Below are 25,685 nucleotides of genomic sequence, written 5' to 3'. Positions count from 1 at the left end.
TCCACCCGATCGCGATGGACGACGGCCTGCGTTTCGCGATTCGCGAAGGCGGCCGCACCGTGGGCGCCGGCGTGGTTGCCAAGGTCATCAAGTAAGTCGTTTCTTGTGAGAAGCCTGGCATGGATGCCGGGTTGATTCCGCCATCGGGATGGATGGCTGAAGCGTTACAGGGTGTTGCAACTCGCCCGCAGTCAATGCGGGCGAGGGTTGTGCCGAAGGGCCAGTGCCATTAGTGCTGATCCTTTGGTGGTGGCGTCAGCCACCCGTTTTTTCGTGCGTAGTCAAAAAAACGCGACATTCGCGCGAAAAGCATGTATGATTGTCCGTTCACCATGGCGGAAATGGTCGTGGTGGAATGGCAATTCCCGGATTGTGCGAGGTGGTGAGAAGCCCCCTCGATTCACAGTATTTGTTCTTTCGATAACAGGACACGGTTATGGCGAACCAGAAGATTCGCATTCGGCTCAAGGCGTTCGATCATCGTCTGATCGACCGCTCGGCCAGCGAGATCGTCGAGACGGCCAAGCGCACTGGCGCAACGGTTCTCGGCCCGATCCCGCTCCCGACCAAGATCGAGCGCTACACCATCCTCACGTCTCCGCACGTGGACAAGGATGCACGCGACCAGTACGAAACCCGTACGCACAAGCGTGTGCTCGATATCGTCGACCCCAACGACAAGACCGTGGACGCGCTCATGAAGCTTGATCTCGCCGCTGGCGTCGATGTTCAGATCAAGCTCGGCTGAGCGATAGACAGGATACGAAGATGAGTATCGGACTGGTTGGCCGCAAGTGCGGCATGAGCCGACTCTTCACTGAAGATGGACGCTCGATTCCGGTGACGCTGATTGAAGCCACCCCGAATCGCGTCACCCAGCTGAAGACGGAAGATAATGATGGTTACAGCGCAGTGCAGGTTGCGGCGGGCGTCAAGCGTGCCAGCCTCCTGACGCAGCCGCTGAAGGGTCACTACGCCAAGGCGAAAGTCGAGCCGGGTCGTGGCCTGTGGGAGTTCCGCGTGTCCGCCGACGACCTCGGCAAGTACAGCGTGGGCGCCGAGATCAAGGCCGATGACGTGTTCAGCGTCGGTCAGATCGTCGATGTCGCCGGCGTCTCGAAGGGCAAGGGCTTCCAGGGCACGATCAAGCGCTGGAACTTCAAGATGGGTGATGCCACCCACGGTAACTCGCTGTCGCATCGCGCACCGGGCTCCATCGGTCAGCGCCAGACGCCAGGCCGTGTGTTCCCGGGCAAGAAGATGTCGGGCCAGATGGGTAACGTGAACCGCACGCAGCAGGGCCTGGAAGTGGTCAAGGTCGACGTCGAACGTCACCTGATCGCGGTGAAGGGCGCGGTTCCCGGTGCCACCGGCGGCGACGTCATCATTCGTCCGACCACCAAGGGTTGAGGAGAGACGCCATGGAACTGAATGTCATTGGCGCCAAGCCGCTCAGCGTGTCGGACGAAGTGTTCGGCGGCGAGTACAAGAAAGCCCTGGTTCACCAGGTCGTGGTTGCGTACCAGGCCGGCGGTCGTGCCGGTACCAAGGCGCAGCTGAGCCGCGGTGAGATGTCGGGCACCACCAAGAAGTTCAAGAAGCAGAAGGGCGGCGGCGCTCGCCACGGCGATTACCGCGCTCCGATCTTCGTTGGCGGTGGTGTGGCTTTTGCAGCCAAGCCCCGCAGCTATGAGCAGAAGGTCAACCGCAAGGCCTACCGCGTGGCGATTCGCTCGATTCTTTCCGAGCTGAACCGTGCGGGTCGCCTGAAGGTCGTCGAGGGTTTCGGTGTTGATGCGCCGAAGACCAAGTCGATGATCGCCAAGCTGGCCGAGCTGGAAGTGTCCGGTCGCGTGCTGCTGGTGTCGGAAGATGCCACCGAGGCGCTGTACCTGGCTGCCCGCAATATCCCGTACGTGCATGTGCTCGACGTGATGGCGCTGAATCCGGTCAGCCTGGTTGGTTCCGACCACGTGGTGGTGACCGTCGATGCAGTGAAGAAGATCGAGGAGTGGCTGGCATGAGCAACGAACGCATTCTGAATACGCTGCGTGCCCCGCACATCTCCGAAAAGGCCGCGCGCCTTGCCGAGAGCAACCAGTACGTCTTCGTGGTAGCCCCCGTGGCGACCAAGGCCGATGTCCGTGCGGCGGTGGAGCAGATGTTCGACGTCAAGGTCGAGCAGGTGAACCTCGTCAATACCAAGGGCAAGGCGAAGTCCTTCCGTTCCCGCGCTGGCAGCCGCCAGGGCAAGCGCAAGGCCTATGTGCGTCTCGCCGACGGCCAGACCATCGACGTGTCGGCCAAGGCCTGAGCTAGGAGTTTCGTGAGATGGCACTAATCAATCACAAGCCGACTTCGCCGGGCCGCCGCGATGCGGTAAGCGTCCGTACCGAAGGTCTCTACAAGGGTGCGCCGTACGCGCCGCTGGTCGAGGCCCAGTCGAAGACGGGTGGTCGCAACCATTACGGTCGCATCACCGTGCGTCACCGTGGTGGTGGTCACAAGCAGCACTACCGCATCATCGATTTCAAGCGCGACAAGGAAGGCGTCGCCGCCAAGGTCGAGCGCATCGAATACGATCCGAACCGCACCGCGCACATCGCGTTGCTGTGCTACGCCGATGGCGAGCGCCGCTACATCATCGCGCCCAAGGGCGTGGCGGTGGGTGATCGCCTGGTTTCGGGCCGCGACGCGCCGATCAAGGCTGGCAACTGCCTGCCGCTGCGCAGCATCCCGGTCGGCAGCACGATCCACTGCATCGAGATGAAGCCCGGCAAGGGCGCGCAGATTGCTCGCAGCGCCGGCGCCTCCGTGCAGCTGGTGGCCCGCGAGTCCGGTTATGCCACGCTTCGCCTGCGTTCCGGCGAAATGCGCCGCGTCTCGGTCGATTGCCGCGCCACCATTGGTGAAGTCGGCAATTCCGAGCACAGCCTGAAGAAGCTCGGCAAGGCTGGCGCAAAGCGCTGGCTGGGTATTCGCCCGACCGTTCGCGGCGTGGTGATGAACCCGGTCGACCATCCGCATGGTGGTGGTGAAGGCAAGACCTCCGGCGGTCGTCATCCGGTCAGCCCGTGGGGTACGCCGGCCAAGGGTTACAAGACCCGCAACAACAAGCGCACGCAGCAGTTCATCGTGCGTCGTCGTACCAAGTAACGGGAAGCCGACATGCCGCGTTCTCTGAAGAAAGGTCCCTTCGTCGACCTTCATCTCGTGAAGAAGGTGGAAACTGCGGTTTCCACTCACAACAAGCGCCCGATCAAGACCTGGTCGCGTCGCTCGATGATTTTGCCGGAGATGGTCGGTCTGACCATCGCCATTCATAACGGTCGCCAGCACGTGCCGGTGCTCGTCAACGAGAACATGGTCGGGCACAAGCTCGGCGAGTTCGCGGTGACCCGCACCTTCAAGGGCCATGGCGGCGACAAGAAGGGCAAGTGATGAGCACTGAAGCCAAAGCAATCCTGCGCAGCGCCCGCATCTCGGCGCAGAAGGTGCGCCTGGTGGCCGATCTGGTCCGCGGTCTTCCCGTGGGCCGGGCCAGCGACGTGCTGCAATTCACCAACAAGAAGGCCGCACACCTCGTTCGCAAGGTGCTGCTGTCGGCCGTTGCCAACGCCGAGAACAATCTCGGGGCTGACGTCGACGAGCTGAAGGTCTCGCGCATTTTCGTGGACGAAGGTCCGGCGATGAAGCGCATGTTCGCCCGTGCCAAGGGTCGCGGTTCGCGCATCTTGAAGCGCACCAGCCACATCACCGTCGTTGTTGGCGACTGACTGAGGATAGAAGACGATGGGTCATAAAGTTCATCCCACCGGTATCCGCCTCGGCATTGCCAAGGACTGGAACTCGAAGTGGTACGCCAACAAGGGCGAATACGCACAGTATCTTGCCGCCGACCTGCGGGTCCGCGAGATGCTGCGCAAGAAGCTGGCTCAGGCCGGTATCTCGAAAATCCAGATCGAGCGTCCGGCCAAGACCGCACGCGTGACGATCCACACCGCCCGTCCGGGCGTGGTGATCGGCAAGAAGGGCGAGGATATCGAGAAGCTGCGCAAGGAAGTCAGCAAGCTGATGGGCGTTCCGGCGCACATCAACGTCAGCGAGGTGCGCAAGCCCGAGCTGGACGCACAGCTGGTGGCCGAGTCGATCGCGCAGCAGCTTGAGCGTCGCATCATGTTCCGCCGCGCGATGAAGCGCTCGGTCGGCAACGCGATGCGTCTGGGTGCGCTGGGCATCAAGATCAACGTCTCCGGTCGTCTGAACGGCGCCGAGATTGCCCGCTCCGAGTGGGCGCGCGAAGGTCGCGTGCCGCTGCACACCCTGCGTGCCGACATCGATTACGGTTTTGCCGAGGCGAAGACCACCTACGGCATCATCGGCATCAAGGTATGGATCTACAAGGGTGAAATCTTCGACCTGGCGGCTGCATCGGCCGAGTCGAAAGATGATCAGTCACCATCGCGCCGTGAAGGTGGCGAAGGTCGTCGTGAATCGCGTCGCGAGGGCGGTGAAGGCCGTCGCGAGCGGACGGCGAAGTAAGGAGAGTTGCCATGCTGCAACCCAAGCGAACCAAATTCCGCAAGCAATTCAAGGGCCGCAACGACGGTCTGGCACAGTGCTCCAACCTCGTCAGCTTCGGCGAGTACGGGTTGAAGGCCACCACCCATGGTGCGCTCACCGCGCGCCAGATCGAGGCCGGTCGTCGCTGCATCACCCGTTTCGTGAAGCGTGGCGGCAAGTTGTGGATCCGCGTGTTCCCGGACAAGCCGATCACCAAGAAGCCGATCGAAGTGCGAATGGGCGCGGGCAAGGGCAGCGTCGAGTTCTGGGTCGCCCCGATCCAGCCCGGCCGCATGCTTTATGAAATCGAGGGCGTCGACGAGACCACGGCACGCGAGGCGTTCCGCCTGGCCGCTGCCAAGCTCTCGGTGCAGACCCAGTTTGTCAGCCGGGCGGTGATGTGATGGCTATCAAAGATATCAACAACAAGTCGGTCGAAGAGCTGAACCAGCACCTGCTGGACCTTCGCAAGGAGCAGTTCAATCTGCGCATGCAGAAGGGCTCCGGCCAGCTCAGCCAGCCGCACCAGCTGCGCCGCGTTCGGCGCGACATCGCCCGCACGAAGTTCGTGCTCGGCGGCAAGAAGTAAGGGACGGCGGACATGAGCGAGAACAAAAAGCAGGCACGTACCCTCGAGGGCCGTGTCATCAGCAACAAGATGGACAAGACGGTTACCGTCCTGATCGAGCGTCAGGTGCAGCACGGCCTGCTCGGCAAGATCATCCGTCGTTCCACCAAGCTTCACGCGCAGGATGAAATGGGCGCGAACGAGGGTGACGTGGTGCGTATCGCGGAATGCCGGCCGTTGTCCAAGACCAAGCATCACCGCGTGATCGAAATCATCACGCGTGCGAACGTCTAAGGGAGGGTGCAGACATGATCCAGATGCAAAGCACGCTTTCCGCAGCGGACAACAGCGGCGCCAAGGAACTGATGTGCATCAAGGTACTCGGCGGCTCCAAGCGCCGTTACGCCGCGATCGGTGACGTGATCAAGGTCGCCGTGAAAGATGCCATTCCCCGCGGCAAGGTGAAAAAGGGCGAGGTGTACAACGCCGTGGTGGTTCGTACCGCCAAGGGTGTGCGTCGTCCCGATGGCTCGCTGATCCGTTTCGACGGCAACGCAGCGGTGCTCCTCAACAACAAGCTCGAGCCGATCGGCACCCGTATCTTCGGGCCGGTGACGCGAGAGCTGCGCAGCGAGAAGTTCATGAAGATCGTCTCCCTCGCGCCCGAAGTGCTCTGAGCGGAGACCAGAACCATGAACCGTATCCGCAAGGGTGATCAGGTCCTCGTGATCACCGGCAAGAACAAAGGTCAGCGCGGCGATGTGCTGCGCGTTGATGGCGATCGTGTATTCGTCTCCAACGTCAACCTGATCAAGCGCCATACCAAGGCCAATCCGCAAGCCAACCAGCCCGGCGGCATCGTCGAGCGCGAGGCTTCGATCCATATCTCCAATGTGCAGCTGTTCAACCCCGCCACGAACAAGGGTGAACGCGTTGGGATCAAAACGCTTGAAGACAAGCGCAAGGTCCGCGTGTTCCGTTCGAATGGCGAGGTCGTGGACGCGTAAGGAACACAAGTCATGACGCGCCTTGAAACGTTTTACAAAGACCAGGTCGTAGCCAAGCTCACCGAGAAGTTCGGCTACGAGAACGTGATGCAGGTTCCCCGCATCACCAAGATCACGCTGAACATGGGCGTGGGCGAAGCGGCGGGCAACAAGAAAGTGCTCGAGAACGCCGTGGCCGACATGGCCAAGATCGCGGGCCAGAAGCCGGTCACGACCAAGGCGCGCGTTTCCGTCGCCTCGTTCAAGATCCGCGACGGCTGGCCGATCGGTTGCAAGGTCACCTTGCGTCGCGCCCAGATGTGGGAATTCCTGGATCGCCTGATCAATATCTCGCTGCCCCGCGTCCGCGATTTCCGCGGCGTGTCGGGTCGCGCCTTCGATGGCCGGGGCAACTACAACTTCGGCATCAAGGAACAGATCATTTTCCCGGAAATCGATTTCGACCAGATCGACGCGATGCGTGGCATGGACATTTCCATCACCACCACCGCCAAGACGGACGATGAAGCCAAGGCGCTGCTGGAAGCCTTCAGCTTCCCGTTCCGCAACTGATTAGCGAGAGATAAGCAATGGCAAAGACCTCGATGGTCAACCGCGATATCAAGCGGACCAAGCTCGTCAAGAAGTACGCCGCCAAGCGCGCCGAACTGAAGGCGATCGTGCTCAGCACCACCGCCTCGTACGACGAGAAGATGGAAGCCCAGAGCAAGTTGCAGAAGCTGCCGCGTGACGCCAGCCCGGTGCGCCAGCGCAACCGTTGCGCGTTGACCGGTCGTCCGCGTGGTGTCTACAGCAAGTTCGGCCTTGGCCGCAACAAACTGCGCGAAGCCACCATGCGCGGCGATGTGCCGGGTCTGCGCAAGGCCAGCTGGTAAGAAACCTGCAGGGCGCTACCGGTTTCGGCCGGTGGCAGCCTTCTCCGGGGACGATGTATCGCCCCCGTGGCGCGATTTCAGCCCCGAAATTCGCTAAAGCCTGGAAATGCTGTTATAGTCGTCGGTCTGCGCAAGGCAGGCTGGCTTCTTGCCGGCACACAATTTGAATTGATTTCCGGTTTTATCGGATATCGGTGCACTCTGAAGGATGTTTTCATGAGCATGACTGATCCCATCGCCGATCTGTTTACGCGTATTCGCAATGCCCAGCTTACGGGCAAGAAGACCGTGAACATGCCGTCGTCGAAGTTGAAGGTGGCCATCGCCAACCTTCTCAAGAATGAGGGCTATATCCTCGACGCCCAGGCCTCCGACATGGAAGGCAAGCCGGTGCTCGAGATCAAGCTCAAGTATTTCGAAGGCCGTCCGGCCATCGAGACCATTTCCCGCGTTTCCCGCTCGGGCCTGCGTGTTTATCGCGGCAAGGACGAGCTGCCGAAGGTGCTCGGCGGTCTGGGTATCTCGATCATCTCGACTTCCGCCGGTCTGCTGACCGACGCACAAGCCCGTGCCAAGGGCCTGGGCGGCGAAGTCATCGGCCAGGTCGCATAAGGAGTCGACGATGTCCCGTGTTGCCAAGAAGCCGGTTTCCCTGCCCAAGGGCGTGGAACTGAAGATCGCCGATGACGGCATTTCCGTGAAGGGCCCGAAGGGCACGCTGTCGACCCATGCCCTGCCGGGCGTGTCGATTGCCCTGGACAATGGGGTCGCCACCATTTCTCTCGCCGAGGGCGCCGACGACAAGTTCGGCGGTACCGCGCGCGCCCTGCTGGCCAACATGGTCAAGGGTGTGTCCGACGGCTACGAGCGCAAGCTGGAGCTGGTCGGCGTGGGTTACCGCGCGTCGATGGCCGGCAAGGCTCTCAATCTCAGCCTGGGCTTTTCGCACCCGGTGGTGTTCGAGGCGCCGGAAGGCATCAGCCTCGAGACGCCGTCGCAGACCGAAATCCTGATCAAGGGCGCTGACAAGCAGCGCGTGGGTCAGGTGGCGGCCAAGATTCGCGGATTCCGTCCGCCGGAGCCCTACAAGGGCAAGGGCGTGCGCTATTCCGGCGAGAAGATTTCCCTGAAGGAAGCAAAGAAGGCGTAACGGTCGATCCGTTTCCAAGGAATTATGACAATGAACAAGAACGAATCCCGTCTGCGTCGCGCCAAGTCCACGCGCGCCCATATCCGCAAGCTCGGTGTGGCCCGCCTGTCGGTGCATCGCACGGGTCAGCACCTGTATGCCCAGGTTTTCGACGCCTCCGGCACGAACGTCGTGGCGGCTGCCTCGACCGTGCAGAAGTCGGTTGCCGAGGGCCTGAAGGGCACCAAGAACTTGGAAGCGGCCGCTGCCGTGGGCAAGGCCGTGGCCGAGCGTGCGCTGGCTGCGGGCGTCGAGAGCGTTGCTTTCGATCGCTCGGGTTTCCGTTATCACGGTCGCATCAAGGCCCTGGCCGAAGCGGCTCGCGAGGCTGGCCTGAAGTTCTGATGTTGCGGCAACCGGGTCGGCCTTGCCGATGCCGGTTGCACCAGAAACACCTACAACTCCAAGCGGCTCAGCCGCAAGCAAAGTCCCGGTTCGCTGGGCATATGGATGGAACATGTCTTCTAACGATCGCGAAAATTCGGACGGCCTGCTCGAGAAGCTGATCGCCGTCAACCGCGTGGCCAAGACCGTCAAGGGTGGCCGCCAGATGAGCTTCACTGCACTGACCGTGGTCGGTGACGGCGAGGGCAAGGTCGGCTTCGGTTATGGCAAGGCGCGTGAAGTGCCGGTGGCCATCTCCAAGGCGATGGAGCGCGCGCGCCGCAACATGGTGAACATCGACCTGAACAACGGCACCCTGTGGTACGCCATCAAGGCCAATCACGGTGCGGCCCGTGTCTACATGCAGCCGGCTTCCGAAGGTACCGGCGTGATCGCCGGTGGCGCCATGCGCGCCGTGCTGGAAGTGGTGGGCGTGAAGAACGTGCTGGCCAAGGCCGTCGGTTCGCGCAACCCGATCAACCTGGTTCGCGCCACCATCAAGGGCCTGCAGGCGATTGCCTCGCCGAAGCAGATCGCCGCCAAGCGTGGCAAGACCGTGGAAGAGGTGCTGGGTCATGGCTAAGAAGAACGAAGCCGCTGCCACCGTGCGCGTGCGCCTGGTCAAGGGCCTGCGTGGCGTGCAGAGCCGCCATCGTCTCAGCGTCAAGGCGCTGGGTCTGAACAAGCTGAACGACGTCCGTGAACTGAAGGATAGCCCGCAGGTGCGTGGCCTGATCAACACGGTCTACTACCTTGTCCGGGTCGAGGAGTAAGCATCATGCGTCTGAATGACATCAAGCCGGCCGCCGGTTCCCGCAAGACGCGCCTGCGCGTCGGTCGCGGCATCGGTTCGGGCCTGGGCAAGACGGCCGGTCGCGGCCACAAGGGTCAGCATGCCCGCGCGGGCGGCACCCACAAGTACGGTTTCGAAGGCGGTCAGATGCCGCTGCAGCGCCGGTTGCCGAAGGTCGGCTTCCGCTCGAAGATGAAGGCCGAAAGCCAGCAGGTGTTCCTGTACCAGCTGGCCAACCTGAAGGCGGATGTGATCGACGTGATCGCCCTGCATCAGGCCGGTCTGATCGACAGCCGCGCCAAGAAGGTCAAGGTCGTCGCCAAGGGCGAGATCGGCCGTGCGGTGAAGCTTTCCGGTTTGCTCGCGACGGCCGGTGCCAAGGCCGCCATCGAAGCGGCCGGCGGCAGCGTGGAGTAATTGACGGTGGCGGCAGCCAAGGGCAAAGCGCTCGGATCGACCGGCAAACTCACGGAGCTGCGCCAGCGCATCTTCTTCGTGATTGGCGCGTTGGTCGTGTACCGTCTCGGCTCGTTCATCCCGGTGCCGGGCGTCAATCCGGATGCGATGACCAATCTGATCGGTCAGAGCGGCGGTCTGCTGGACATGTTCAACATGTTCTCGGGCGGTTCACTGGGGCGCTTCTCGGTGTTCGCGCTGGGCGTGATCCCGTACATCTCGGCATCGATCGTGGTGCAGATGATGGGTTCGGTGTTGCCGAGCCTGCAGGCCCTGAAGAAGGAAGGGCAGGCGGGCCAGCGGACGCTGACCATGTATACCCGCTTCGGCACGGTGGGCTTGTCGGCGTTCCAGGCCTTCGGCATCTCGATGGCATTGATGAAGCAGTCCAGCGGCGGCATGCCGGTGGTCTACATGCCCGGCTACGGCTTCGTGCTGTCCGCCGTGGTAGGTCTGACCGCCGGTTCCATGTTCCTGATGTGGCTGGGTGAGCAGATGACCGAGCGTGGTATCGGCAACGGCATTTCGCTGCTGATCTTCGCCGGTATCGTGGCCGGCTTGCCGGGTGCGGTGACCCATACCCTGGGCATGGCGAACAACGGTGAGCTGTCGGTGTTGAAGCTGCTGATGGTGGTGGGCCTGGTACTGGCGGTAACGGCGTTCTGCGTGTTCATGGAGCGTGCGCAACGGCGCATCACCGTGAACTACGCGCGGCGATCCGGCGGGCAAAAGGCCTACATGAACCAGACCTCGCACCTGCCGCTGAAGATCAACATGTCGGGCGTGATCCCGCCGATCTTCGCGTCCAGTCTGCTGATGTTCCCGGCTACGGCGGCGACATGGTTCAGTGCCGGCAGTCAGTCGCATTGGCTGCAGAACCTGACCCAGATGCTGTCGCCGGGCGAGCCGACGTACGACATCGTGTATTCGCTGCTGGTGATCATCTTCGCCTTCTTCTATACGGCGATCGTGTTCAACTCGCAGGAAACGGCGGACAACCTCAAGCGTTCGGGTGCCCTGATTCCGGGTATCCGGCCGGGTCGTTCGACGGCGGAGTACATCGATGCCGTGATGACGCGCCTGACGGGTGTTGGCGCGGTCTACCTGGTGCTGGTGTGCCTGGTGCCGACATTCATGCAGAGCTACTGGCATGTTCCGTTCTACTTCGGTGGCACTTCGCTGCTGATCGTGGTGGTGGTGGTGATGGACTTTACGGCGCAGATCCAGGCGCATCTGGTCAGTCACCAGTACGAAGGTCTACTCAAGAAGGCCAATTTGCGGCGCAGTTGAGTCGGCGGGCAGTTGGTCAAATCGGGGAGTGCGCGGTGCCTGGGTACCGCAGGGCTTTCCTGTCAAGGTAATTCAGGTTAAAATTGCGCGTTTACCGCGCACGAAACGCATCGGAGAAGTACATCATGGCGCGCATCGCGGGTGTCAATTTGCCGGTCCAGAAGCATGTCTGGGTTGGTCTGCAAAGCATTTACGGCATCGGTCGCAGCCGAGCCAAGAAAGTCTGTGAGGAAACCGGCGTGGTCCCGACCACCCCGATCAAGTCCCTCAGTGAAGGCGAGGTTGAAAAGCTGCGCCAGGAAATCGGCAAGTACGTCGTCGAAGGCGACCTGCGCCGTGAAGTGGGCATGGCCATCAAGCGTCTGATGGACCTGGGTTGCTACCGTGGCTTGCGCCACCGCCGCGGCCTGCCGGTGCGCGGCCAGCGCACGAAGACGAACGCTCGTACCCGCAAGGGTCCGCGTCGCGCAATCAAGAAGTAACGGATTCCGAATATGGCAAAGCCGGTCAAGACCAAGAAGAAGATCAAGCGTGTCGTCACGGATGCCGTGGCACATGTGCAGGCCTCCTTCAACAACACCATCATCACCATCACCGATCGTCAGGGCAATGCTCTGTCGTGGGCGACTGCCGGTGGCGCGGGTTTCCGCGGCTCGCGCAAGTCGACCCCGTTCGCTGCCCAGGTCGCCGCCGAAAAGGCTGGTCGTGCCGCTGGCGACTACGGCGTAAAGACGGTGGAAGTGCGCATCAAGGGCCCCGGTCCGGGTCGCGAGTCGGCGGTTCGTTCGCTGAACGCACTGGGCTACAAGGTCCTCAACATCATTGACGTCACGCCGATTCCGCATAACGGCTGCCGTCCCCCCAAGAAGCGTCGAGTCTAAGGAGTTACCCATGGCCCGTTATCGTGGAGCTACCTGCAAGCTCGCCCGTCGTGAGGGTTCGGACCTCAGCCTGAAGAGCCCGGCCCGTGCGCTGGATTCCAAGTGCAAGCTGGAGAACAAGCCCGGCCAGCATGGCGCCAACAAGCGCATGCGCATGTCCGACTACGCCGTGCAGCTGCGTGAGAAGCAGAAGGTCAAGCGCATCTACGGCGTGCTTGAGCGTCAGTTCAGCAACTACTACAGCAAGGCGTCGACCCTGAAGGGCAACACCGGTGAGAACCTGTTGCGCCTGCTCGAAAGCCGTCTTGACAATGTCGTCTATCGCATGGGTTTCGCGGTCACCCGCGCCCAGGCCCGTCAGCTCGTGGCCCACAAGGCTGTGCTGGTGAACGACAAGAAGGTCAACATCCCTTCGTACCAGGTTCGCCCGGGCGACGTGATTGCGCTCACCGAAAAGGCACGCAGCCAGTTGCGCGTGCAGGAAGCGGCCACCGTGTTCGACACGATGGATCTGCGTCCGACGTGGGTTGAAGTGGATGCGAAGAAGTTCGCAGGTACCTTCAAGGCGCTGCCTGATCGCGGCGACCTGCCGTCCGATATCAACGAAGCCCTGATCATCGAGCTTTACTCGAAGTAATTTACCGGAGCCTTGCATGGCAGTTTCGTCAACTAGTGTGCTGCGGCCTCGTGGCCTCAGCGTCGAGCAGCTTGGAGCCAACCGTGCCCGGGTGGTGGTTGAGCCGCTCGAACGTGGCTTCGGCCATACCCTGGGCAACGCGCTGCGCCGCGTGCTGCTCTCCTCGATTCCCGGCAGTGCCATCATCGAGGTGGAAATCGATGGCGTGCTGCACGAATACACCACCCTCGAAGGCCTGCAGGAGGACGTGATCGAAGTCCTGCTGAACCTCAAGGACGTGGCCATTCGCCAGCATACCGGCGACGAAGTCACCCTGACCCTGTCCAAGAAGGGCAAGGGCGTGGTCACCGCCGGCGACATCACCGTGGATCACACGGTCGAGATCATCAATCCCGAGCACGTGATCTGCCACCTGACCAAGGACATCGCGCTCAACATGCGCCTGAAGGTGCATCGCGGCGTCGGCTACCAGCCGGCCAGCGCGCGCCAGCACCCGGATGACGAGGCGCGCCCGATCGGTCGCCTGCAGCTGGATGCGTCCTTCGCGCCGGTGCTGCGCGTGGCCTACGAAGTGGACGCCGCTCGTGTCGAGCAGCGCACCAACCTCGACAAGCTGGTGCTGGATATCGAGACCAACGGCACCATCGGTGCGGAAGACGCGGTTCGCAAGGCTGCCGAGATCCTCAACGACCAGCTGTCGGTGTTCGGTGACTTCTCGCGTCGCGAGAGCGCTACCGACAAGGCCGAGAAGAGCGGTTTCGATCCGCTGCTGCTGCGTCCGATCGATGATCTGGAGCTCACCGTGCGTTCGGCGAACTGCCTGAAGGCCGAGAGCATCTACTACATCGGCGACCTGGTGCAGAAGACCGAGGTCGAGCTGTTGAAGACGCCGAACCTGGGCAAGAAGTCGCTGACCGAGATCAAGGATGTGCTTGGTGGTCGTGGCCTCGCGCTCGGCATGAAGCTTGAAAACTGGCCGCCGCCGGGCTTGTCGCACGGCATGCAGCTGGGTTGATGTTGATGCAGCGGCGACCCTTGGGTCGCCGCTGCAGTTACAAACTGGCGGGGGCCTTCGGGCTGTTCCGCCGGATCACGCCGCCACCTGGCTGCGTATTTGGAGCAGTCCCCTTTGACTGCCCGACCAAAGGCCGATCTGGCCTTTCATGCGATCTCCTGATCGCCAGAGCAACAGACGGCCATTCATGGCCGCACTTCTCACAAGGGCCCGTTTTGACAGGGCTTGGAACAGCGGGCAACCGCGGAAAGCCGGACACAGGTGCCGGTTTTTCATAACAACAGACAGAGAGAGTTTTGCCATGCGCCACATGAAATCCGGCCGCAAGTTCAACCGTACCAGCAGCCACCGCGAAGCGATGTTCAAGAACATGGCCTCGTCGCTGTTCAAGCACGAACTGATCCGCACCACCTTGCCGAAGGCGAAGGAACTTCGTCGCGTCGCCGAGCCGCTGATCACCCTGGCCAAGAACGATGGCGTCGCCAATCGTCGCCTTGCCTTTGCGCGCCTGCGCGACAAGGAAGCCGTGGGCAAGCTGTTCGTCGAGCTGGGGCCGCGTTACCGCGAGCGTGCCGGCGGTTACCTGCGCGTCCTGAAGTGCGGCTTCCGCCCGGGCGACAATGCGCCGATGGCGTATGTCGAACTGGTTGATCGTCCGCAGGCGGCCGAAGCCGTCGACGCCGAGTAAGTCTTCGATTCATTCGGACGTCCATGCGTCCATGCAAAACCCCGGCCGGGCAACCTGCCGGGGTTTTGCTTTTTCGGCGGGTGCAAAATGTCGCTGTTGCTGACAGCGTGCGGGCAAGCGGGTAATGTCTTGCCTTCTCCCATCACCCTAGCAAGTCCATGAACCCATTGCGCTGGTCGTACCGTGTCAGTCTTCTCGCCGGCTTCGTGGTCTGTGCCGGCCTGGTCGGCTTCGCGTTGTACGCGCAATACGTGCTGATGATGGACCCGTGCCCGCTGTGCATCCTGCAGCGTGTGGTGTTCATCGCGCTTGGCGTGGTCTTCCTGATCGGTGGCCTGCATGCGCCGCGTGGTGGTGGACGTTGGGTCTATGTGGTCCTGCTGGTACTGATTGCGCTGATCGGCGTGGGTATTGCCAGCCGCCACTTGTGGATCCAGTCGCTGCCGCTCGATGAGGTGCCGAGTTGCGGGGCGCCGTTGGGTTACATGCTCGAGACGCGCGCCAGCCACGGCGGCGTGATCGGCGTGCTGGCCAAGGTGCTCACCGGTTCCGGCGAATGCGCCCGGGTGCAACCGATCCTGGGCTTGTCGATGCCCTGGTGGTCGTTGATCTGGTTCGTGTTGCTCGGGCTGTGGTCGGTCCGGGCCGGGATGCGCCGTGCCATCGGAACCCGGCGATGAACGAGTCGATGCAAGCCGGATCTCCGGCCGCGGACTGGACGCCGTCGTCATGGCAGCGGCATGAGGCGCTGCAACAGCCTCGCTACGAGGACGCGGAGGAACTGGCGTCTGCCACGTCGCAGCTGGCGCAACTGCCGCCGCTGGTGACTTCCTGGGAAGTGCTGGCGTTGAAGCAGTCGTTGGCCGAGGCGCAGGAGGGTCGCCGCTTCCTGTTGCAGGGCGGCGATTGCGCCGAAAGCTTTGCGGACTGTTCCAGTCCGATCATTTCCAATCGCCTGAAAGTGCTGCTGCAGATGAGCCTGGTGCTGGTGCACGGCCTGAAGCAGCCGGTACTGCGCGTGGGCCGTTTCGCGGGGCAGTACGCCAAGCCGCGTTCGGCAGATACCGAAACCCGCGACGGCGTGACGCTGCCCAGTTTCCGCGGCGACGTGGTGAACGGCCCGGCTTTCACCGCCGAGGCGCGCCGGCCCGATCCGCAACGATTGATCAGCGCACATTCGCATTCCGCGTTGACCATGAACTTCGTGCGCGCACTGATCGACGGCGGCTTCGCCGATCTGCGCCACCCCGAGTATTGGGATCTCACCTGGGTCGAGCGCTCGCCGATGGCTGCCGATTATCGGCGCATGGTTGCGGCGATCGGCGATTCGCTGCGCTTCATGGAGACGCTGGCTGGCCCGATCGCGGGTTTCTCCAAGGTGGATTTCTTCACCTCGCACGAAGCGCTGTTGCTGCATTACGAGCAGGCATTGACGCGGCAGGTGCCGCGCCACCCGGGCTGGTTCAACCTGTCCACGCATTTCCCGTGGATCGGCATGCGCACCGCGGCATTGGATGGTGCCCACGTGGAATACTTCCGTGGCATCCGCAACCCGGTCGCGGTGAAGGTGGGGCCGTCGGTGACGCCGGAGCGATTGTTGCCGCTGATCGATGCGCTGAACCCCGACGATGAACCCGGCCGGTTGACCCTGATCCACCGCATGGGCAACGCCAAGGTCGGTGAGGCGCTGCCACCCTTGCTGGAAGCGGTGAAGCGCGAGGGACGACGCGTGCTGTGGGTGGCCGATCCGATGCACGGCAACACTGAGAGTACCTCGAACGGCTACAAGACGCGGCGCTTCGACAATATTCGCGGCGAGCTCGACCAGGCCTTCGACATCCACGCGGCTGCCGGTACCCGGCTCGGTGGCGTGCATCTGGAGCTCACCGGTGAAGATGTCACCGAATGCCTGGGCGGCGCGCGCGACCTCTCCGAGACCGACCTCGAACGTGCCTACAAGTCGATGGTCGACCCGCGGCTCAACTACGAGCAATCGCTGGAACTGGCGATGCTGATCGTGCGCAAATCGGTGGGATGAACCGCTGCGGGTGAATGACATCGGATGACGAGTGTCATGTCGGTGCCATGCGCCGTGCACTGGGGTGCATTTGCCTGATGCGAGATGATGGCCCCCTCTGGAGGGAGCCGATTGCATGATGGATAAACGGGTTGCGACACCGCGTATCGACATGTGGACGCTGGTGGGCCTGGCGCTTCTGCTGTTGCCGCTGCTGACCATGGCGCATGAATTGCTGGGACACGGCCTGGTTTGCGTGGCCAGCGGTCATCGACCGAGCGAGCTGGGGGCGTATTACGTCGAATGTCCCGGTACCGGGGCGTGGAGCCGGCGCATCGTGGCCATGGCGGGTACCGGCGTGGACGTCGTGGTGGCCGTGCTGGCGGTCCTGGCATGGCGGTTCGTGCAGCGACCCCTGCCGAAGCTGGCGCTGTGGATCGTGTTCACCGTGAAAGGCATGGTCGCGGCAGGCTACTGGATGTTTTCTGGCGCCACCAATCTGGGCGACTGGGGCCCGGCGGCAGGTGGCGGCATCGGGCCGTTGCCGTGGCCCTGGTTGTGGCGCGCGCTGATGTTTGCGATCGGCCTGTGCGTGTACATCATGGTGGTCAAGCGATCGATCCGGATGATGTTTGCGATGCTCGGCGGTGGCGAACAGGCGCGCCACGTGCAACGCAGGGCCGCCATGACGATCTACCTTGTCGGTGGCGCGATGGCGGTGCTGGTCAGCCTGTTCAATCCGCTGGGGATCGTGATCACCCTGATGTCGGCCGTCGCCTCGTCGTTTGGCGGCACGGCCGGCCTGTTCAATGTGGCGTGGCCTCGACCGTGCACGGAGCCGCCACGCGATTTCACTGTCGGCCGGAACTACGTCATCGTCATCCTGGGCGTGCTGGTGACGCTGGGGTTCGCCGTGGTACTGGGGCCGACGGTCTACCTGCACTGAGGCTTGGCCAGGCGGGCCGGTGCGGCGGAAGGAATCGCTTCAGCGGGCTCAGCCGCAGCACGGTTTTTGCAACTGCACCGGTGGACACGGCACGCTGCCGTACGAGCAGAACACGCAGCAGTCGCCCGGCCTGGGTTGCAGCAGCAACCCGCAGTGCGTGCATTCGTGGAAATACACGCAGGCGTTGGTCGGCATGGTTTCGATGGATGAATGACCGCAGCCGGGGCAGGTCAGCGTGCTTTGCCGCATGGGTTCGGACATGGCGTGCTCAGGGCGCCCCTTCGGCGACCGGTTTGCCATCCACCGTATTGAGGAACTTCGGCGCCCGCCACGCATGCGTGTGTTGTTCGAAGCCGTAGGCAATCGAGATCAGCGTCGGTTCGCTCCACTTCGCACCGAACAGCACGATGCCCACGGGCAATCCGTGGGCCCAGCCTGCAGGCACGGCAATCGAGGGGTAGCCGGCTATCGCGGCAGGTTGCGAGGAGCCACCAATGGTGGGGTCGCCGCTGACAATATGGTCGCCCAGCACCGGGTCGGTCATGAAGGCCGGCCCCTCCGATGGCGCCAGCAGCGCGTCGAGGTGGTGTGCCTTGAGTGCAGCGTCAATCCCCTCCGGGCCGGCCAGCCGTTTCACTTTCGCCAGCGCATCGAGATAGGCCTTGTCGGTGAGCGGGCCTTTCGCTTCCGCCTGCTCGAACAGGTCTTGCCCGAACCACGGCATTTCCTGCGTGGCATGCGCCTTGTCGAACGCGATCACGTCGGCCAGCGTGTGCACTTTCAGGTCAGTGCGGGTGGCGAGATAGGCCTTGAGATCGTGCTTGAAGTCGTACAGCAGCACGGTCATTTCCAGCGGGCCGAGTTCGTTGAGGTGCGGCAGTTTCACCGGGTCGACGATGATGGCGCCCTGGGCCTTCATCGTGGCAATGGCGGCATCGAGTACGCGGTCGGCATTCGGTTCGTTGCCGGCAAACTGGCGCACCACGCCGATGCGCTTGCCGCGCAGGCCGTTCGGATCGAGGAAGCGGGTGTAGTCGGTCTTGTGCTTGTCCGCGTCGATGGTGGCCGGATCGCGCGGGTCGCTGCCGGCGATCACCGTGAGCAAGGTGGCGGCATCGGCGACATCACGCGCCATCGGGCCGGCAGTGTCCTGGTTGTGGCTGATCGGCACGATGCCGGCGCGACTCACCAGGCCCAGCGTGGGCTTGATGCCGACGATGCCGTTCATCGAGGACGGGCAGAGGATCGAACCGTCGGTTTCGGTGCCGACCGCCACCGTGACCAGGCCTGCGGCCACCGCGGCACCGGGACCGGAGCTGGAGCCGCACGGGTTGCGATCAAGCGCGTAGGGGTTTTTGGTCTGCCCGCCGACGCCACTCCAGCCACTGCTGGAATGCGAGGAACGGAACGACGCCCATTCACTGAGGTTGCCCTTGCCGAGGATCACCGCCCCGGCGGCGCGCAGCTTCGCCGTCACGGTGGCATCCGTGGGTGCGGGCGCCGCGGCCAGCGCCAGTGAGCCCGCGGTGGTCCGCTCGTGGTCGCCGGTATCGATGTTGTCCTTCAGCAAGACCGGGATGCCATACAGCGGGCCGTCTGTCTTCGTGCGCTTGGCGTCCAGCGCGGCGGCGATCTTCAGTGCGTCGGGATTGGTTTCGATCACGGCGTGCAGGCTGGGGCCGCTTTGATCGATGCGATGGATGCGTTCGAGGAAGCTGCGCGTCAACGCCTGGCTGCTCAGCTGGCCGGCTTTCATCTGTTGCTGCAAGGTGGCAATGGACGCGTAGGCATCGTCATGTTCCTGCGCGGCCAGTGGCGCGGCAACGAACAGGGCGGCGAGCAGGCAGGGTGCAAGTGACGGGCGCATCATCGGAACCTCCGGACGTGCGGCAAGCTGCCGCGCCTTCGCAGCTTACCTGTCTGCATCGAGCAACGCAGCTCGTATACTGGATGGATGAACGTGCGTATCGGGGAAGTGCAAACGGTCGAGGTTGGGAGCTCGCATCGGCGTGGCGCCGGCGGAGCGGTACTCACCGCGGTGCTGGCCATCCTGCTGGCCTGGTTGTCGCCGCTGCGGGCTGCTGCACCGGGGGACAACGCGGCCCCGCAGGTGCCCGATACCTTGCAGCAACGCATCGCCGCATGCACCAGTTGCCATGGCGTGCACGGCGAAGGCTCGCCGGGCAGCGGTTTCTTTCCGCGCCTGGCCGGCAAGCCGGCCGGTTACCTGGCGCGCCAATTGATGTATTTCCACGATGGCCTGCGCAAGTACGCGCCAATGGAGTACATGGTGCGCAGCTTGAGCCCGGCCTACATGCGCGAGATCGCCGAGTATTTCGCCGCGCAGCAGGTGCCCTACCAGCGCTCGCAGGTGCCGCACCTGCCGGCGACCACGTTGCAGCGTGGCGAACAACTGGTCACGCAAGGCGATCCGGCGCTGAAGGTGCCTGCGTGCGAGCGCTGCCACGGCAAGTCGCTGACTGGCGTGGAACCGGACATTCCCGGCCTGGTCGGCCTGCCGTACGATTACATCAGTTCGCAGCTCGGCTCCTGGCGTACCGGCACGCGCGCCGCAGCGGCACCGGATTGCATGTCCGAAATCGCCAACCGCTTGACTCCGACTGACATCAGTGCGGTTGCCGCGTGGCTGGCCACGCGCCAGCTGCCGGCCGACACGCACGCGTTGCCGGCCGGTTCGGTGACGCCGCCGCTGGTTTGCGGGGTGCTTGCCGGCAAGGGTGGAGACGGCACATGAAGTGGCTACGTCGACTGGTGATCCTGATCGTGCTGCTGGTAGCCGTACTGGGTGGCAGGCTGTTCCTTGGTGGGCACAGTGATGAATCGGCGCCCGGCGCGACGAGCCAGGTCAGTGCGGCCACGCTGAAGGACCCGGCACTGATCGCGCGCGGCAAGTACCTGACCACGGTCGGCGACTGTGTTTCCTGCCACACCGAGCAGGGCGGTGCGGATTTCGCCGGTGGCCGGATCTTGCCCACGCCGTTTGGCAACATTCCCACCCCCAATATCACCCCGGACAAGGCCACCGGTCTGGGCGACTGGCGCTTCGAGGATTTCTGGCGCGCGCTGCACGACGGCATCGGTCGTCACGGCGAGTTTCTGTATCCGGCGTTTTCCTACACCTCGTTCACCAAGGTGGATCGTGACGACGCGCTCGCCATCTTCGCCTACCTGCAGTCGCTGGCGCCGGTGCACAAGCCGGCCAAGCCGCTTGGCCTGAGTTTCCCCTACAACGTGCGCGAAGGGCTGGCAGCCTGGCGCGCGCTGTATTTCCGAGAAGGCGTGTACCAGCCTGATCCGACCAAGTCGGCGGCATGGAATCGCGGTGCCTACCTGGTGCAGGGACTGGGTCATTGCAACGAATGCCATGCCGCGCGCAGCGCGTTCGGCGGCACCCATGCGTTGCCGTTGTCCGGTGGCCGGATTCCGGTGCAGGACTGGTACGCGCCCGACCTCAGCAGTCGCGCCCATGGCGGCTTGCAGGGCTGGACCGAACAGGACATCGTCGATTTGCTGAAGAACGGGCAAGCGGCCAAGGGCGCCGCCTTCGGACCGATGGCCGAGGTTGTCGCCAGCAGCACGCAATACATGCACGACGACGATCTGCGGGCGATCACCATCTACCTGCAATCGTTGCCGCCGCGCGCGGCACCTGCGCCCGCGGGACCCGTGCCGGCCGCGACGGCGATGGTGAATCAGGGGGCGAAGATCTATGCCGCGAGTTGTGCGGATTGCCACGGCAAGGATGGCGAGGGCGTGGCCGGTGTCTATCCGCCGCTGGCCGGCAATTCGTCCGTGCTCGATCCTTCCGGCCTCAATGCCATTCGCGCGGTTCTGCTGGGCGGCTTCCCGCCGACCACGGCAGGCAATCCGCGGCCGTACTCGATGCCACCCTTCGCGCAGAAGCTGAGCGATGCCGACGTTGCGGCCGTGGTCAGCTATATCCGCCATGCGTGGTCGAATGATGCGCCGGCGGTGCATCAGCGCGACGTGTTCAAGTACCGGCATACGCCGATCGAGTGAAACGAAACTCGGTGTCTCCCGCTGCCCGGCCGTTTGCGCGGGCGGCACGGGCGTGTGCGGCGTTTTTTCCTCCGGGCGGCGCGCAACGCCGGGCCCATCGATAGCTGACCGCGAAATCTTTACGCGTTCTATACGGCGCAGGGGTCTTTGGCTACCCCTTTCTTATGCGCCGGTTCCTACAGTGCACGCCACTGCATCAACGGAGAACGTTCCGTGGACCTCATCTATCTCCTGCTGATTTTCGTGCTCGCCGCGGCCGGTCTCGGCTTCCTGCTGATCTGCGATCGGCTTGGCCGGCGCTGACTCGCGCGCCTCATCCTGAAGGACTTTTCCATGACGCTGATTTATGGCGCGGCCATCGCCATCGCGGTGGCCCTGGCCGGTTACCTGTGCGTGGCCCTGCTCAAGCCGGAGTGGTTTGAATGACTGTCAACGACTATCTGCAGATCGGCCTGTTCCTTGCCGTGTTGCTGTTGCTGGTGAAACCGGTCGGCAGTTACATGGCGCTGGTGTTCGCCGAGTCGCCCAACCGGGTGACGCGCTTCGGTGGCCATGTGGAACGTGGCATCTACCGCGTGTGCGGCATCCGCGCCGACGAGGACATGGGCTGGAAGCGCTACGCCCTCGCGGTGCTGGCGTTCAACGTGCTGGGGTTGCTGGCCGTCTATCTGCTGCAACGCGTGCAGCAATGGCTGCCGCTCAATCCGCAGCACTTCGGCGCCGTGTCGCCCGATTCGGCGATGAATACCGCGATCAGCTTTGTCACCAATACCAACTGGCAGGGTTATTCCGGCGAATCGACGATGAGCTACCTGACCCAGATGATGGGCATGACGGTGCAGAATTTTCTCTCCGCGGCGACCGGCCTCGCGGTGCTGGTAGCGGTGGTGCGCGGCTTCGTGCGACATGGGACGAAGGCGCTGGGCAACTTCTGGGTGGACCTGACCCGCGGCACGCTGTACGTGTTGCTGCCGTTGTCGATGCTGATCGCGTTGCTGCTGGTATCGCAGGGCGTGGTGCAGAACCTCAAGCCGTATGTCGACGTGCCGGTGCTGCAGGCGACCAGCTACGCGCAAACGACGCAGGATGCCACCGGTCACGAGGTCACGAAGAACGTGGCGGTCACCACGCAGACCTTGCCTATGGGGCCGGCGGCCTCGCAGATTGCGATCAAGCACCTGGGTACCAATGGTGGCGGCTTCTTCAGCGCGAATTCGGCGCATCCGTACGAGAACCCCACGCCGCTGTCCAACTTCATCGAGATGCTGGCAATCCTGCTGATTCCGGGTGGTCTCTGCTACACCTTCGGCAAGATGGTGGGTGACACGCGGCAGGGCTGGGCGATCCTCGCCACCATGCTGTTGATCTTCGTGCCGCTGGCGATCGGTGCCGTGGCGGCGGAGCAAGCGGGCAATCCCGCCCTGCACGGATTGGCGGTGGATGCGCATGCCAGTGCCTTGCAGTCCGGCGGCAACATGGAAGGCAAGGAAACGCGCTTCGGCATCGCTTCGACGGGATTGTTTGTGGCCGTCACCACGGCGGCGTCCTGCGGTGCGGTGAACGCGATGCACGATTCGCTGACGGCGCTGGGTGGCATGGTGCCGATGTGGCTGATGCAGCTGGGCGAGGTGATCTTCGGCGGTGTTGGCTCGGGTCTTTACGGCATGCTGGCGTTCGCCGTGGTGGCGGTGTTCATCGCCGGGCTGATGGTGGGCCGCACGCCGGAATACCTCGGCAAGAAGATCGAGGCCCACGAGATGAAGATGGCCAGCCTGGCGGTGTTGCTGCCGTGTGCGTTGGTGGTGATCGGCACGGCCATCGCAGTGCTGGTACCGGCGGGGGCATCGAGTGTTGCCAACCCCGGCGCGCACGGGTTCAGCGAAATCCTTTACGCGCTGACCTCGGCGTCGAACAACAACGGCAGCGCGTTTGCGGGACTCTCGGCGAATACCCTGTTCTGGAACGTGTTGCTGGGCGCTTGCATGTTCCTGGCGCGTTTCCCGCTGATCATCGCGATGCTGGCGATGGCCGGCTCGCTTGCCGCGAAACGCCACGTGCCGGAATCGGCCGGCACGCTGCCCACGCACACGCCGCTATTCGTCGTGCTGCTGGCCTGCGTGGTGATCGTGGTGGGCGCACTCACCTTCCTGCCGGCGCTGGCGCTCGGCCCCATTGCCGAATACCTGATGTCGGCGCATTGATTCGTTCGGGATATCTTCGATGACTTCGCATACCGCTACCGTTCGCGGCTTCGATCGCGAGCTGGTTCTCAAGGCTGCCGCCGACGCGTTCCGCAAGCTGTCGCCGCGGCTGCAGTTCCGCAACCCGGTGATGTTCGTGGTGTTCGTCTGCAGCGTGCTGACCACGTTGTTGTGGTTGCAGGCGCTGGCCGGGCACGGCGAGGCGCCCACCGGCTTCATCTTCCTGGTGAGCCTGTGGCTGTGGTTCACCCTGCTGTTCGCCAATTTCGCCGAGGCGCTGGCGGAAGGCCGCGGCAAGGCGCAGGCCGATACGCTGCGCAGTTCGCGCAAGGACGTGATCGCGAAGAAGCTGGCGGCGGCCGACCGTCATGCCGCGATCACCTTCGTGCCGTCCAGCGAATTGCGCACCGGGCATCACGTGCTGGTCGAGCCGGGTGAGCAGATTCCCGGCGACGGCGAGGTGGTGGTGGGCGCGGCCAGCGTGGACGAGAGTGCGATCACCGGCGAATCGGCACCGGTGATCCGCGAACCCGGCGGCGACCGCAGCGCCGTCACCGGCGGCACCAAGCTGCTGTCGGACTGGCTGGTGGTGCGCATCACCAGCGATCCGGGCGCGAGCTTCCTCGACCGCATGATCGCGATGGTGGAAGGCTCCAAGCGGCGCAAGACGCCGAACGAGATCGCGCTGACCATCCTGTTGGCCAAGTTCACCCTGATCTTCCTGCTCGCCTGCGCCACGCTGTTGCCGTACTCGATCTACAGCGTGCAGGCCGCCGGTATCGGCCAGCCGATCACGCTGACGGTGCTGATCGCGTTGCTGGTGTGCCTGATCCCGACCACGATCGGCGCGCTGCTCTCGGCGATCGGCATCGCCGGTATGGATCGGATGATTCGCGCCAACGTGATCGCCACCTCCGGGCGTGCGGTGGAAGCGGCTGGCGACGTGGACGTGCTGCTGCTGGACAAGACCGGCACGATCACTCTGGGCAATCGCCAGGCGGTGGCTTTCCATGTCGCGCCGGGTATCGATGAGCGTGCGCTGGCCGTGGCGGCCCAGCTTTCCTCGCTGGCCGACGAGACGCCGGAAGGGCGCAGCGTGGTGGTGTTGGCGAAAGAGAAATTCGGCCTGGGCGAACAGCTGCCGGAAGCCAGCCATGCGCAGTTCGTGCCGTTCACCGCGCAAACGCGCATGAGCGGCGTCGACATGCCAGTTGATCTGTCGCGCCAAGGCACGACCGGCGGCGTCCGGAAGATTCGCAAGGGCGCGCTGGATGCGGTGGAGCGTTACCTCGATGGGCTTGGCAAGCCGCTTCCATCGGCCGTCAAACGCATGGCCGAAGACATCGCGCGCCGCGGCGCCACGCCGTTGCTGGTCACCGAGGGCGACCGCGCGCTGGGCGTGATCGAGCTGAAGGACATCGTCAAGGGTGGCATCAAGGAGCGCTTCGCCGAGATGCGCAAGATGGGCATCAAGACGGTGATGATCACCGGCGACAATCCGCTCACGGCAGCCGCCATTGCCGCAGAAGCCGGCGTCGACGACTTCCTCGCCGAGGCTACGCCGGAAGCCAAGCTCAAGCTGATCCGCGACCTGCAGGCGGAGAACCGCCTGGTGGCGATGTGCGGCGATGGCACCAACGATGCGCCGGCGCTGGCCCAGGCCGACGTGGCGGTGGCGATGAATACCGGCACGCAGGCGGCGAAGGAAGCCGGCAACATGGTCGACCTCGACTCGAATCCGACCAAGTTGATCGAGGTGGTGGCGATCGGCAAGCAGATGCTGATCACCCGCGGTTCGCTGACCACGTTCTCCATCGCCAACGACATCGCCAAGTATTTCGCGATCATCCCGGCCGCGTTCGCCACCACGTACCCGGCGCTCAACGCGCTCAACGTGATGCACCTGGCCACGCCGCGCAGCGCGATTCTGTCGGCGGTGATCTTCAACGCGCTGATCATCATCTTCCTGATCCCGCTGGCGCTGAAGGGCGTGAAGTACCGCGCACTCGGCGCCGCCGCGCTGCTGCGCCGCAACCTGCTGGTGTACGGACTGGGCGGCGTGATGGTGCCGTTCGTCGGCATCAAGCTGATCGACATGTTGCTGGTCGCGCTTGGACTGTCCTGAAGGAGATGG

The 25,685-nt window shown here is 63.5% G+C and carries 38 protein-coding genes; 36 read left to right on the top strand and 2 right to left on the bottom strand.

All coding sequences use genetic code 11. The annotated features are described in order from the left end of the window. The 31 genes from BMY90_RS11505 to BMY90_RS11355 form a co-directional block, all read left to right on the top strand. The coding region (locus tag BMY90_RS11505; protein ID WP_092704061.1) for an EF-Tu C-terminal domain-related protein at positions 1 to 95 on the top strand (95 nt) is incomplete at its 5' end. Between the two features lie 341 nt (positions 96 to 436). Continuing rightward, the gene (gene rpsJ / locus BMY90_RS11500; RefSeq protein ID WP_008209947.1) at positions 437 to 748 is read left to right on the top strand and encodes a 30S ribosomal protein S10; all 312 of its coding nucleotides are present in this window, start codon (positions 437 to 439) and stop codon (positions 746 to 748) included. A gap of 20 nt (positions 749 to 768) precedes the next feature. Continuing rightward, positions 769 to 1,410, top strand: a complete 642-nt coding sequence (gene rplC, locus BMY90_RS11495; protein ID WP_008209949.1) for a 50S ribosomal protein L3 — start codon at positions 769 to 771, stop codon at positions 1,408 to 1,410. Positions 1,411 to 1,421: 11 nt separating this feature from the next. Then, positions 1,422 to 2,024, top strand: a complete 603-nt coding sequence (gene rplD, locus BMY90_RS11490; RefSeq protein WP_008209950.1) for a 50S ribosomal protein L4 — start codon at positions 1,422 to 1,424, stop codon at positions 2,022 to 2,024. Beyond that, on the top strand, positions 2,021 to 2,314 hold the full coding sequence (gene rplW / locus BMY90_RS11485) for a 50S ribosomal protein L23 (protein WP_008209952.1): 294 nt from the start codon (positions 2,021 to 2,023) through the stop codon (positions 2,312 to 2,314). The genes rplD and rplW overlap by 4 nt, the downstream gene beginning before the upstream one ends. 17 nt (positions 2,315 to 2,331) lie before the next feature. After that, on the top strand, positions 2,332 to 3,156 hold the full coding sequence (gene rplB, locus BMY90_RS11480) for a 50S ribosomal protein L2 (RefSeq protein ID WP_008209954.1): 825 nt from the start codon (positions 2,332 to 2,334) through the stop codon (positions 3,154 to 3,156). A 12-nt stretch (positions 3,157 to 3,168) separates the two neighbouring features. After that, positions 3,169 to 3,441 carry a 30S ribosomal protein S19 gene (rpsS, locus tag BMY90_RS11475; protein WP_008209957.1) on the top strand — a complete coding sequence of 91 codons (273 nt, stop codon included), beginning with the start codon at positions 3,169 to 3,171 and terminating at the stop codon, positions 3,439 to 3,441. Next, complete coding sequence (gene rplV / locus BMY90_RS11470) at positions 3,441 to 3,776, top strand: 50S ribosomal protein L22 (protein ID WP_008209958.1); 336 nt, start codon at positions 3,441 to 3,443, stop codon at positions 3,774 to 3,776. Before rpsS ends, rplV begins: the two co-directional genes overlap by 1 nt. A 16-nt stretch (positions 3,777 to 3,792) precedes the next feature. Next, complete coding sequence (gene rpsC, locus BMY90_RS11465; protein ID WP_008209959.1) at positions 3,793 to 4,542, top strand: 30S ribosomal protein S3; 750 nt, start codon at positions 3,793 to 3,795, stop codon at positions 4,540 to 4,542. Between the two features lie 11 nt (positions 4,543 to 4,553). Beyond that, positions 4,554 to 4,967, top strand: coding sequence for a 50S ribosomal protein L16 (gene rplP / locus BMY90_RS11460; protein WP_008209960.1), 414 nt, complete (start codon positions 4,554 to 4,556; stop codon positions 4,965 to 4,967). Beyond that, positions 4,967 to 5,152: a 50S ribosomal protein L29 gene (rpmC, locus tag BMY90_RS11455; protein WP_008209961.1), complete on the top strand. Its 186-nt coding sequence runs from the start codon at positions 4,967 to 4,969 to the stop codon at positions 5,150 to 5,152. The genes rplP and rpmC overlap by 1 nt, the downstream gene beginning before the upstream one ends. A 12-nt stretch (positions 5,153 to 5,164) precedes the next feature. After that, complete coding sequence (gene rpsQ / locus BMY90_RS11450; RefSeq protein ID WP_008209962.1) at positions 5,165 to 5,425, top strand: 30S ribosomal protein S17; 261 nt, start codon at positions 5,165 to 5,167, stop codon at positions 5,423 to 5,425. Positions 5,426 to 5,439: 14 nt separating this feature from the next. Beyond that, complete coding sequence (gene rplN, locus BMY90_RS11445; RefSeq protein WP_008209963.1) at positions 5,440 to 5,808, top strand: 50S ribosomal protein L14; 369 nt, start codon at positions 5,440 to 5,442, stop codon at positions 5,806 to 5,808. A 15-nt stretch (positions 5,809 to 5,823) separates the two neighbouring features. Further along, complete coding sequence (gene rplX, locus BMY90_RS11440) at positions 5,824 to 6,138, top strand: 50S ribosomal protein L24 (protein ID WP_008209965.1); 315 nt, start codon at positions 5,824 to 5,826, stop codon at positions 6,136 to 6,138. Between the two features lie 12 nt (positions 6,139 to 6,150). Next, on the top strand, positions 6,151 to 6,690 hold the full coding sequence (gene rplE / locus BMY90_RS11435) for a 50S ribosomal protein L5 (RefSeq protein WP_008209968.1): 540 nt from the start codon (positions 6,151 to 6,153) through the stop codon (positions 6,688 to 6,690). A gap of 17 nt (positions 6,691 to 6,707) precedes the next feature. Continuing rightward, complete coding sequence (gene rpsN, locus BMY90_RS11430) at positions 6,708 to 7,013, top strand: 30S ribosomal protein S14 (RefSeq protein ID WP_092704059.1); 306 nt, start codon at positions 6,708 to 6,710, stop codon at positions 7,011 to 7,013. 216 nt (positions 7,014 to 7,229) lie between these two features. Then, a complete protein-coding gene (rpsH, locus tag BMY90_RS11425; protein WP_008208429.1) occupies positions 7,230 to 7,625 on the top strand; it encodes a 30S ribosomal protein S8 in 396 nt (131 codons plus the stop codon). 10 nt (positions 7,626 to 7,635) lie between these two features. Continuing rightward, positions 7,636 to 8,163: a 50S ribosomal protein L6 gene (gene rplF, locus BMY90_RS11420; RefSeq protein WP_008208431.1), complete on the top strand. Its 528-nt coding sequence runs from the start codon at positions 7,636 to 7,638 to the stop codon at positions 8,161 to 8,163. A 24-nt stretch (positions 8,164 to 8,187) separates the two neighbouring features. Further along, positions 8,188 to 8,547, top strand: a complete 360-nt coding sequence (gene rplR, locus BMY90_RS11415) for a 50S ribosomal protein L18 (protein ID WP_172624079.1) — start codon at positions 8,188 to 8,190, stop codon at positions 8,545 to 8,547. Positions 8,548 to 8,659: 112 nt separating this feature from the next. Further along, positions 8,660 to 9,169: a 30S ribosomal protein S5 gene (rpsE, locus tag BMY90_RS11410; RefSeq protein WP_008208434.1), complete on the top strand. Its 510-nt coding sequence runs from the start codon at positions 8,660 to 8,662 to the stop codon at positions 9,167 to 9,169. Further along, positions 9,162 to 9,359 carry a 50S ribosomal protein L30 gene (gene rpmD / locus BMY90_RS11405; protein ID WP_092704057.1) on the top strand — a complete coding sequence of 66 codons (198 nt, stop codon included), beginning with the start codon at positions 9,162 to 9,164 and terminating at the stop codon, positions 9,357 to 9,359. Before rpsE ends, rpmD begins: the two co-directional genes overlap by 8 nt. A 5-nt stretch (positions 9,360 to 9,364) precedes the next feature. Next, positions 9,365 to 9,796, top strand: coding sequence for a 50S ribosomal protein L15 (gene rplO, locus BMY90_RS11400; RefSeq protein ID WP_008208438.1), 432 nt, complete (start codon positions 9,365 to 9,367; stop codon positions 9,794 to 9,796). A gap of 6 nt (positions 9,797 to 9,802) precedes the next feature. Beyond that, entirely contained in the window at positions 9,803 to 11,125 is a 1,323-nt protein-coding gene (gene secY, locus BMY90_RS11395; RefSeq protein WP_037098352.1) for a preprotein translocase subunit SecY, read from the top strand. Positions 11,126 to 11,250: 125 nt separating this feature from the next. Then, the gene (rpsM, locus tag BMY90_RS11390) at positions 11,251 to 11,607 is read left to right on the top strand and encodes a 30S ribosomal protein S13 (protein ID WP_008208441.1); all 357 of its coding nucleotides are present in this window, start codon (positions 11,251 to 11,253) and stop codon (positions 11,605 to 11,607) included. 12 nt (positions 11,608 to 11,619) lie between these two features. Further along, positions 11,620 to 12,006 carry a 30S ribosomal protein S11 gene (gene rpsK / locus BMY90_RS11385; protein WP_092704055.1) on the top strand — a complete coding sequence of 129 codons (387 nt, stop codon included), beginning with the start codon at positions 11,620 to 11,622 and terminating at the stop codon, positions 12,004 to 12,006. A 10-nt stretch (positions 12,007 to 12,016) separates the two neighbouring features. Continuing rightward, on the top strand, positions 12,017 to 12,643 hold the full coding sequence (rpsD, locus tag BMY90_RS11380; protein ID WP_008208446.1) for a 30S ribosomal protein S4: 627 nt from the start codon (positions 12,017 to 12,019) through the stop codon (positions 12,641 to 12,643). A gap of 16 nt (positions 12,644 to 12,659) precedes the next feature. Further along, positions 12,660 to 13,658 (top strand): DNA-directed RNA polymerase subunit alpha, encoded by a 999-nt coding sequence (locus tag BMY90_RS11375; protein ID WP_008208448.1) that lies wholly within the window; start codon positions 12,660 to 12,662, stop codon positions 13,656 to 13,658. A gap of 301 nt (positions 13,659 to 13,959) precedes the next feature. Continuing rightward, positions 13,960 to 14,346: a 50S ribosomal protein L17 gene (gene rplQ, locus BMY90_RS11370; protein ID WP_008208450.1), complete on the top strand. Its 387-nt coding sequence runs from the start codon at positions 13,960 to 13,962 to the stop codon at positions 14,344 to 14,346. Positions 14,347 to 14,504: 158 nt separating this feature from the next. Then, positions 14,505 to 15,026 carry a disulfide bond formation protein B gene (locus BMY90_RS11365; RefSeq protein ID WP_092704053.1) on the top strand — a complete coding sequence of 174 codons (522 nt, stop codon included), beginning with the start codon at positions 14,505 to 14,507 and terminating at the stop codon, positions 15,024 to 15,026. Further along, complete coding sequence (locus BMY90_RS11360) at positions 15,023 to 16,384, top strand: class II 3-deoxy-7-phosphoheptulonate synthase (RefSeq protein WP_092704051.1); 1,362 nt, start codon at positions 15,023 to 15,025, stop codon at positions 16,382 to 16,384. Before BMY90_RS11365 ends, BMY90_RS11360 begins: the two co-directional genes overlap by 4 nt. A gap of 118 nt (positions 16,385 to 16,502) precedes the next feature. Next, a complete protein-coding gene (locus tag BMY90_RS11355; RefSeq protein WP_245735023.1) occupies positions 16,503 to 17,309 on the top strand; it encodes a hypothetical protein in 807 nt (268 codons plus the stop codon). Between the two features lie 48 nt (positions 17,310 to 17,357). Here BMY90_RS11355 and BMY90_RS11350 read toward each other — a convergent pair whose 3' ends face one another. Continuing rightward, the gene (locus tag BMY90_RS11350) at positions 17,358 to 17,570 is read right to left on the bottom strand and encodes a GDCCVxC domain-containing (seleno)protein (protein WP_008208458.1); all 213 of its coding nucleotides are present in this window, start codon (positions 17,568 to 17,570) and stop codon (positions 17,358 to 17,360) included. Between the two features lie 7 nt (positions 17,571 to 17,577). Beyond that, positions 17,578 to 19,176, bottom strand: coding sequence for an amidase (locus tag BMY90_RS11345; protein WP_217638572.1), 1,599 nt, complete (start codon positions 19,174 to 19,176; stop codon positions 17,578 to 17,580). 87 nt (positions 19,177 to 19,263) lie between these two features. Here BMY90_RS11345 and BMY90_RS11340 point away from each other — a divergent pair, with 87 nt between their 5' ends. The 5 genes from BMY90_RS11340 to kdpB all read left to right on the top strand — a co-directional run bounded on the left by BMY90_RS11340 (position 19,264) and on the right by kdpB (position 25,676). Beyond that, complete coding sequence (locus BMY90_RS11340) at positions 19,264 to 20,064, top strand: c-type cytochrome (RefSeq protein ID WP_092704045.1); 801 nt, start codon at positions 19,264 to 19,266, stop codon at positions 20,062 to 20,064. Next, positions 20,061 to 21,350, top strand: coding sequence for a cytochrome c (locus tag BMY90_RS11335; protein ID WP_092704043.1), 1,290 nt, complete (start codon positions 20,061 to 20,063; stop codon positions 21,348 to 21,350). The genes BMY90_RS11340 and BMY90_RS11335 overlap by 4 nt, the downstream gene beginning before the upstream one ends. A 333-nt stretch (positions 21,351 to 21,683) precedes the next feature. Beyond that, positions 21,684 to 21,776: a K(+)-transporting ATPase subunit F gene (kdpF, locus tag BMY90_RS11330; protein WP_081491695.1), complete on the top strand. Its 93-nt coding sequence runs from the start codon at positions 21,684 to 21,686 to the stop codon at positions 21,774 to 21,776. Beyond that, positions 21,773 to 23,551, top strand: coding sequence for a potassium-transporting ATPase subunit KdpA (gene kdpA, locus BMY90_RS11325; RefSeq protein ID WP_092704041.1), 1,779 nt, complete (start codon positions 21,773 to 21,775; stop codon positions 23,549 to 23,551). The genes kdpF and kdpA overlap by 4 nt, the downstream gene beginning before the upstream one ends. Positions 23,552 to 23,570: 19 nt before the next feature. Next, entirely contained in the window at positions 23,571 to 25,676 is a 2,106-nt protein-coding gene (gene kdpB / locus BMY90_RS11320; protein WP_092704039.1) for a potassium-transporting ATPase subunit KdpB, read from the top strand. Positions 25,677 to 25,685 lie beyond the last annotated feature (9 nt).

The organism is Rhodanobacter glycinis (assembly GCF_900114325.1).
Classification (GTDB): domain Bacteria; phylum Pseudomonadota; class Gammaproteobacteria; order Xanthomonadales; family Rhodanobacteraceae; genus Rhodanobacter_A; species Rhodanobacter_A glycinis.
This window is presented reverse-complemented; position numbering and strand designations above follow the sequence as displayed.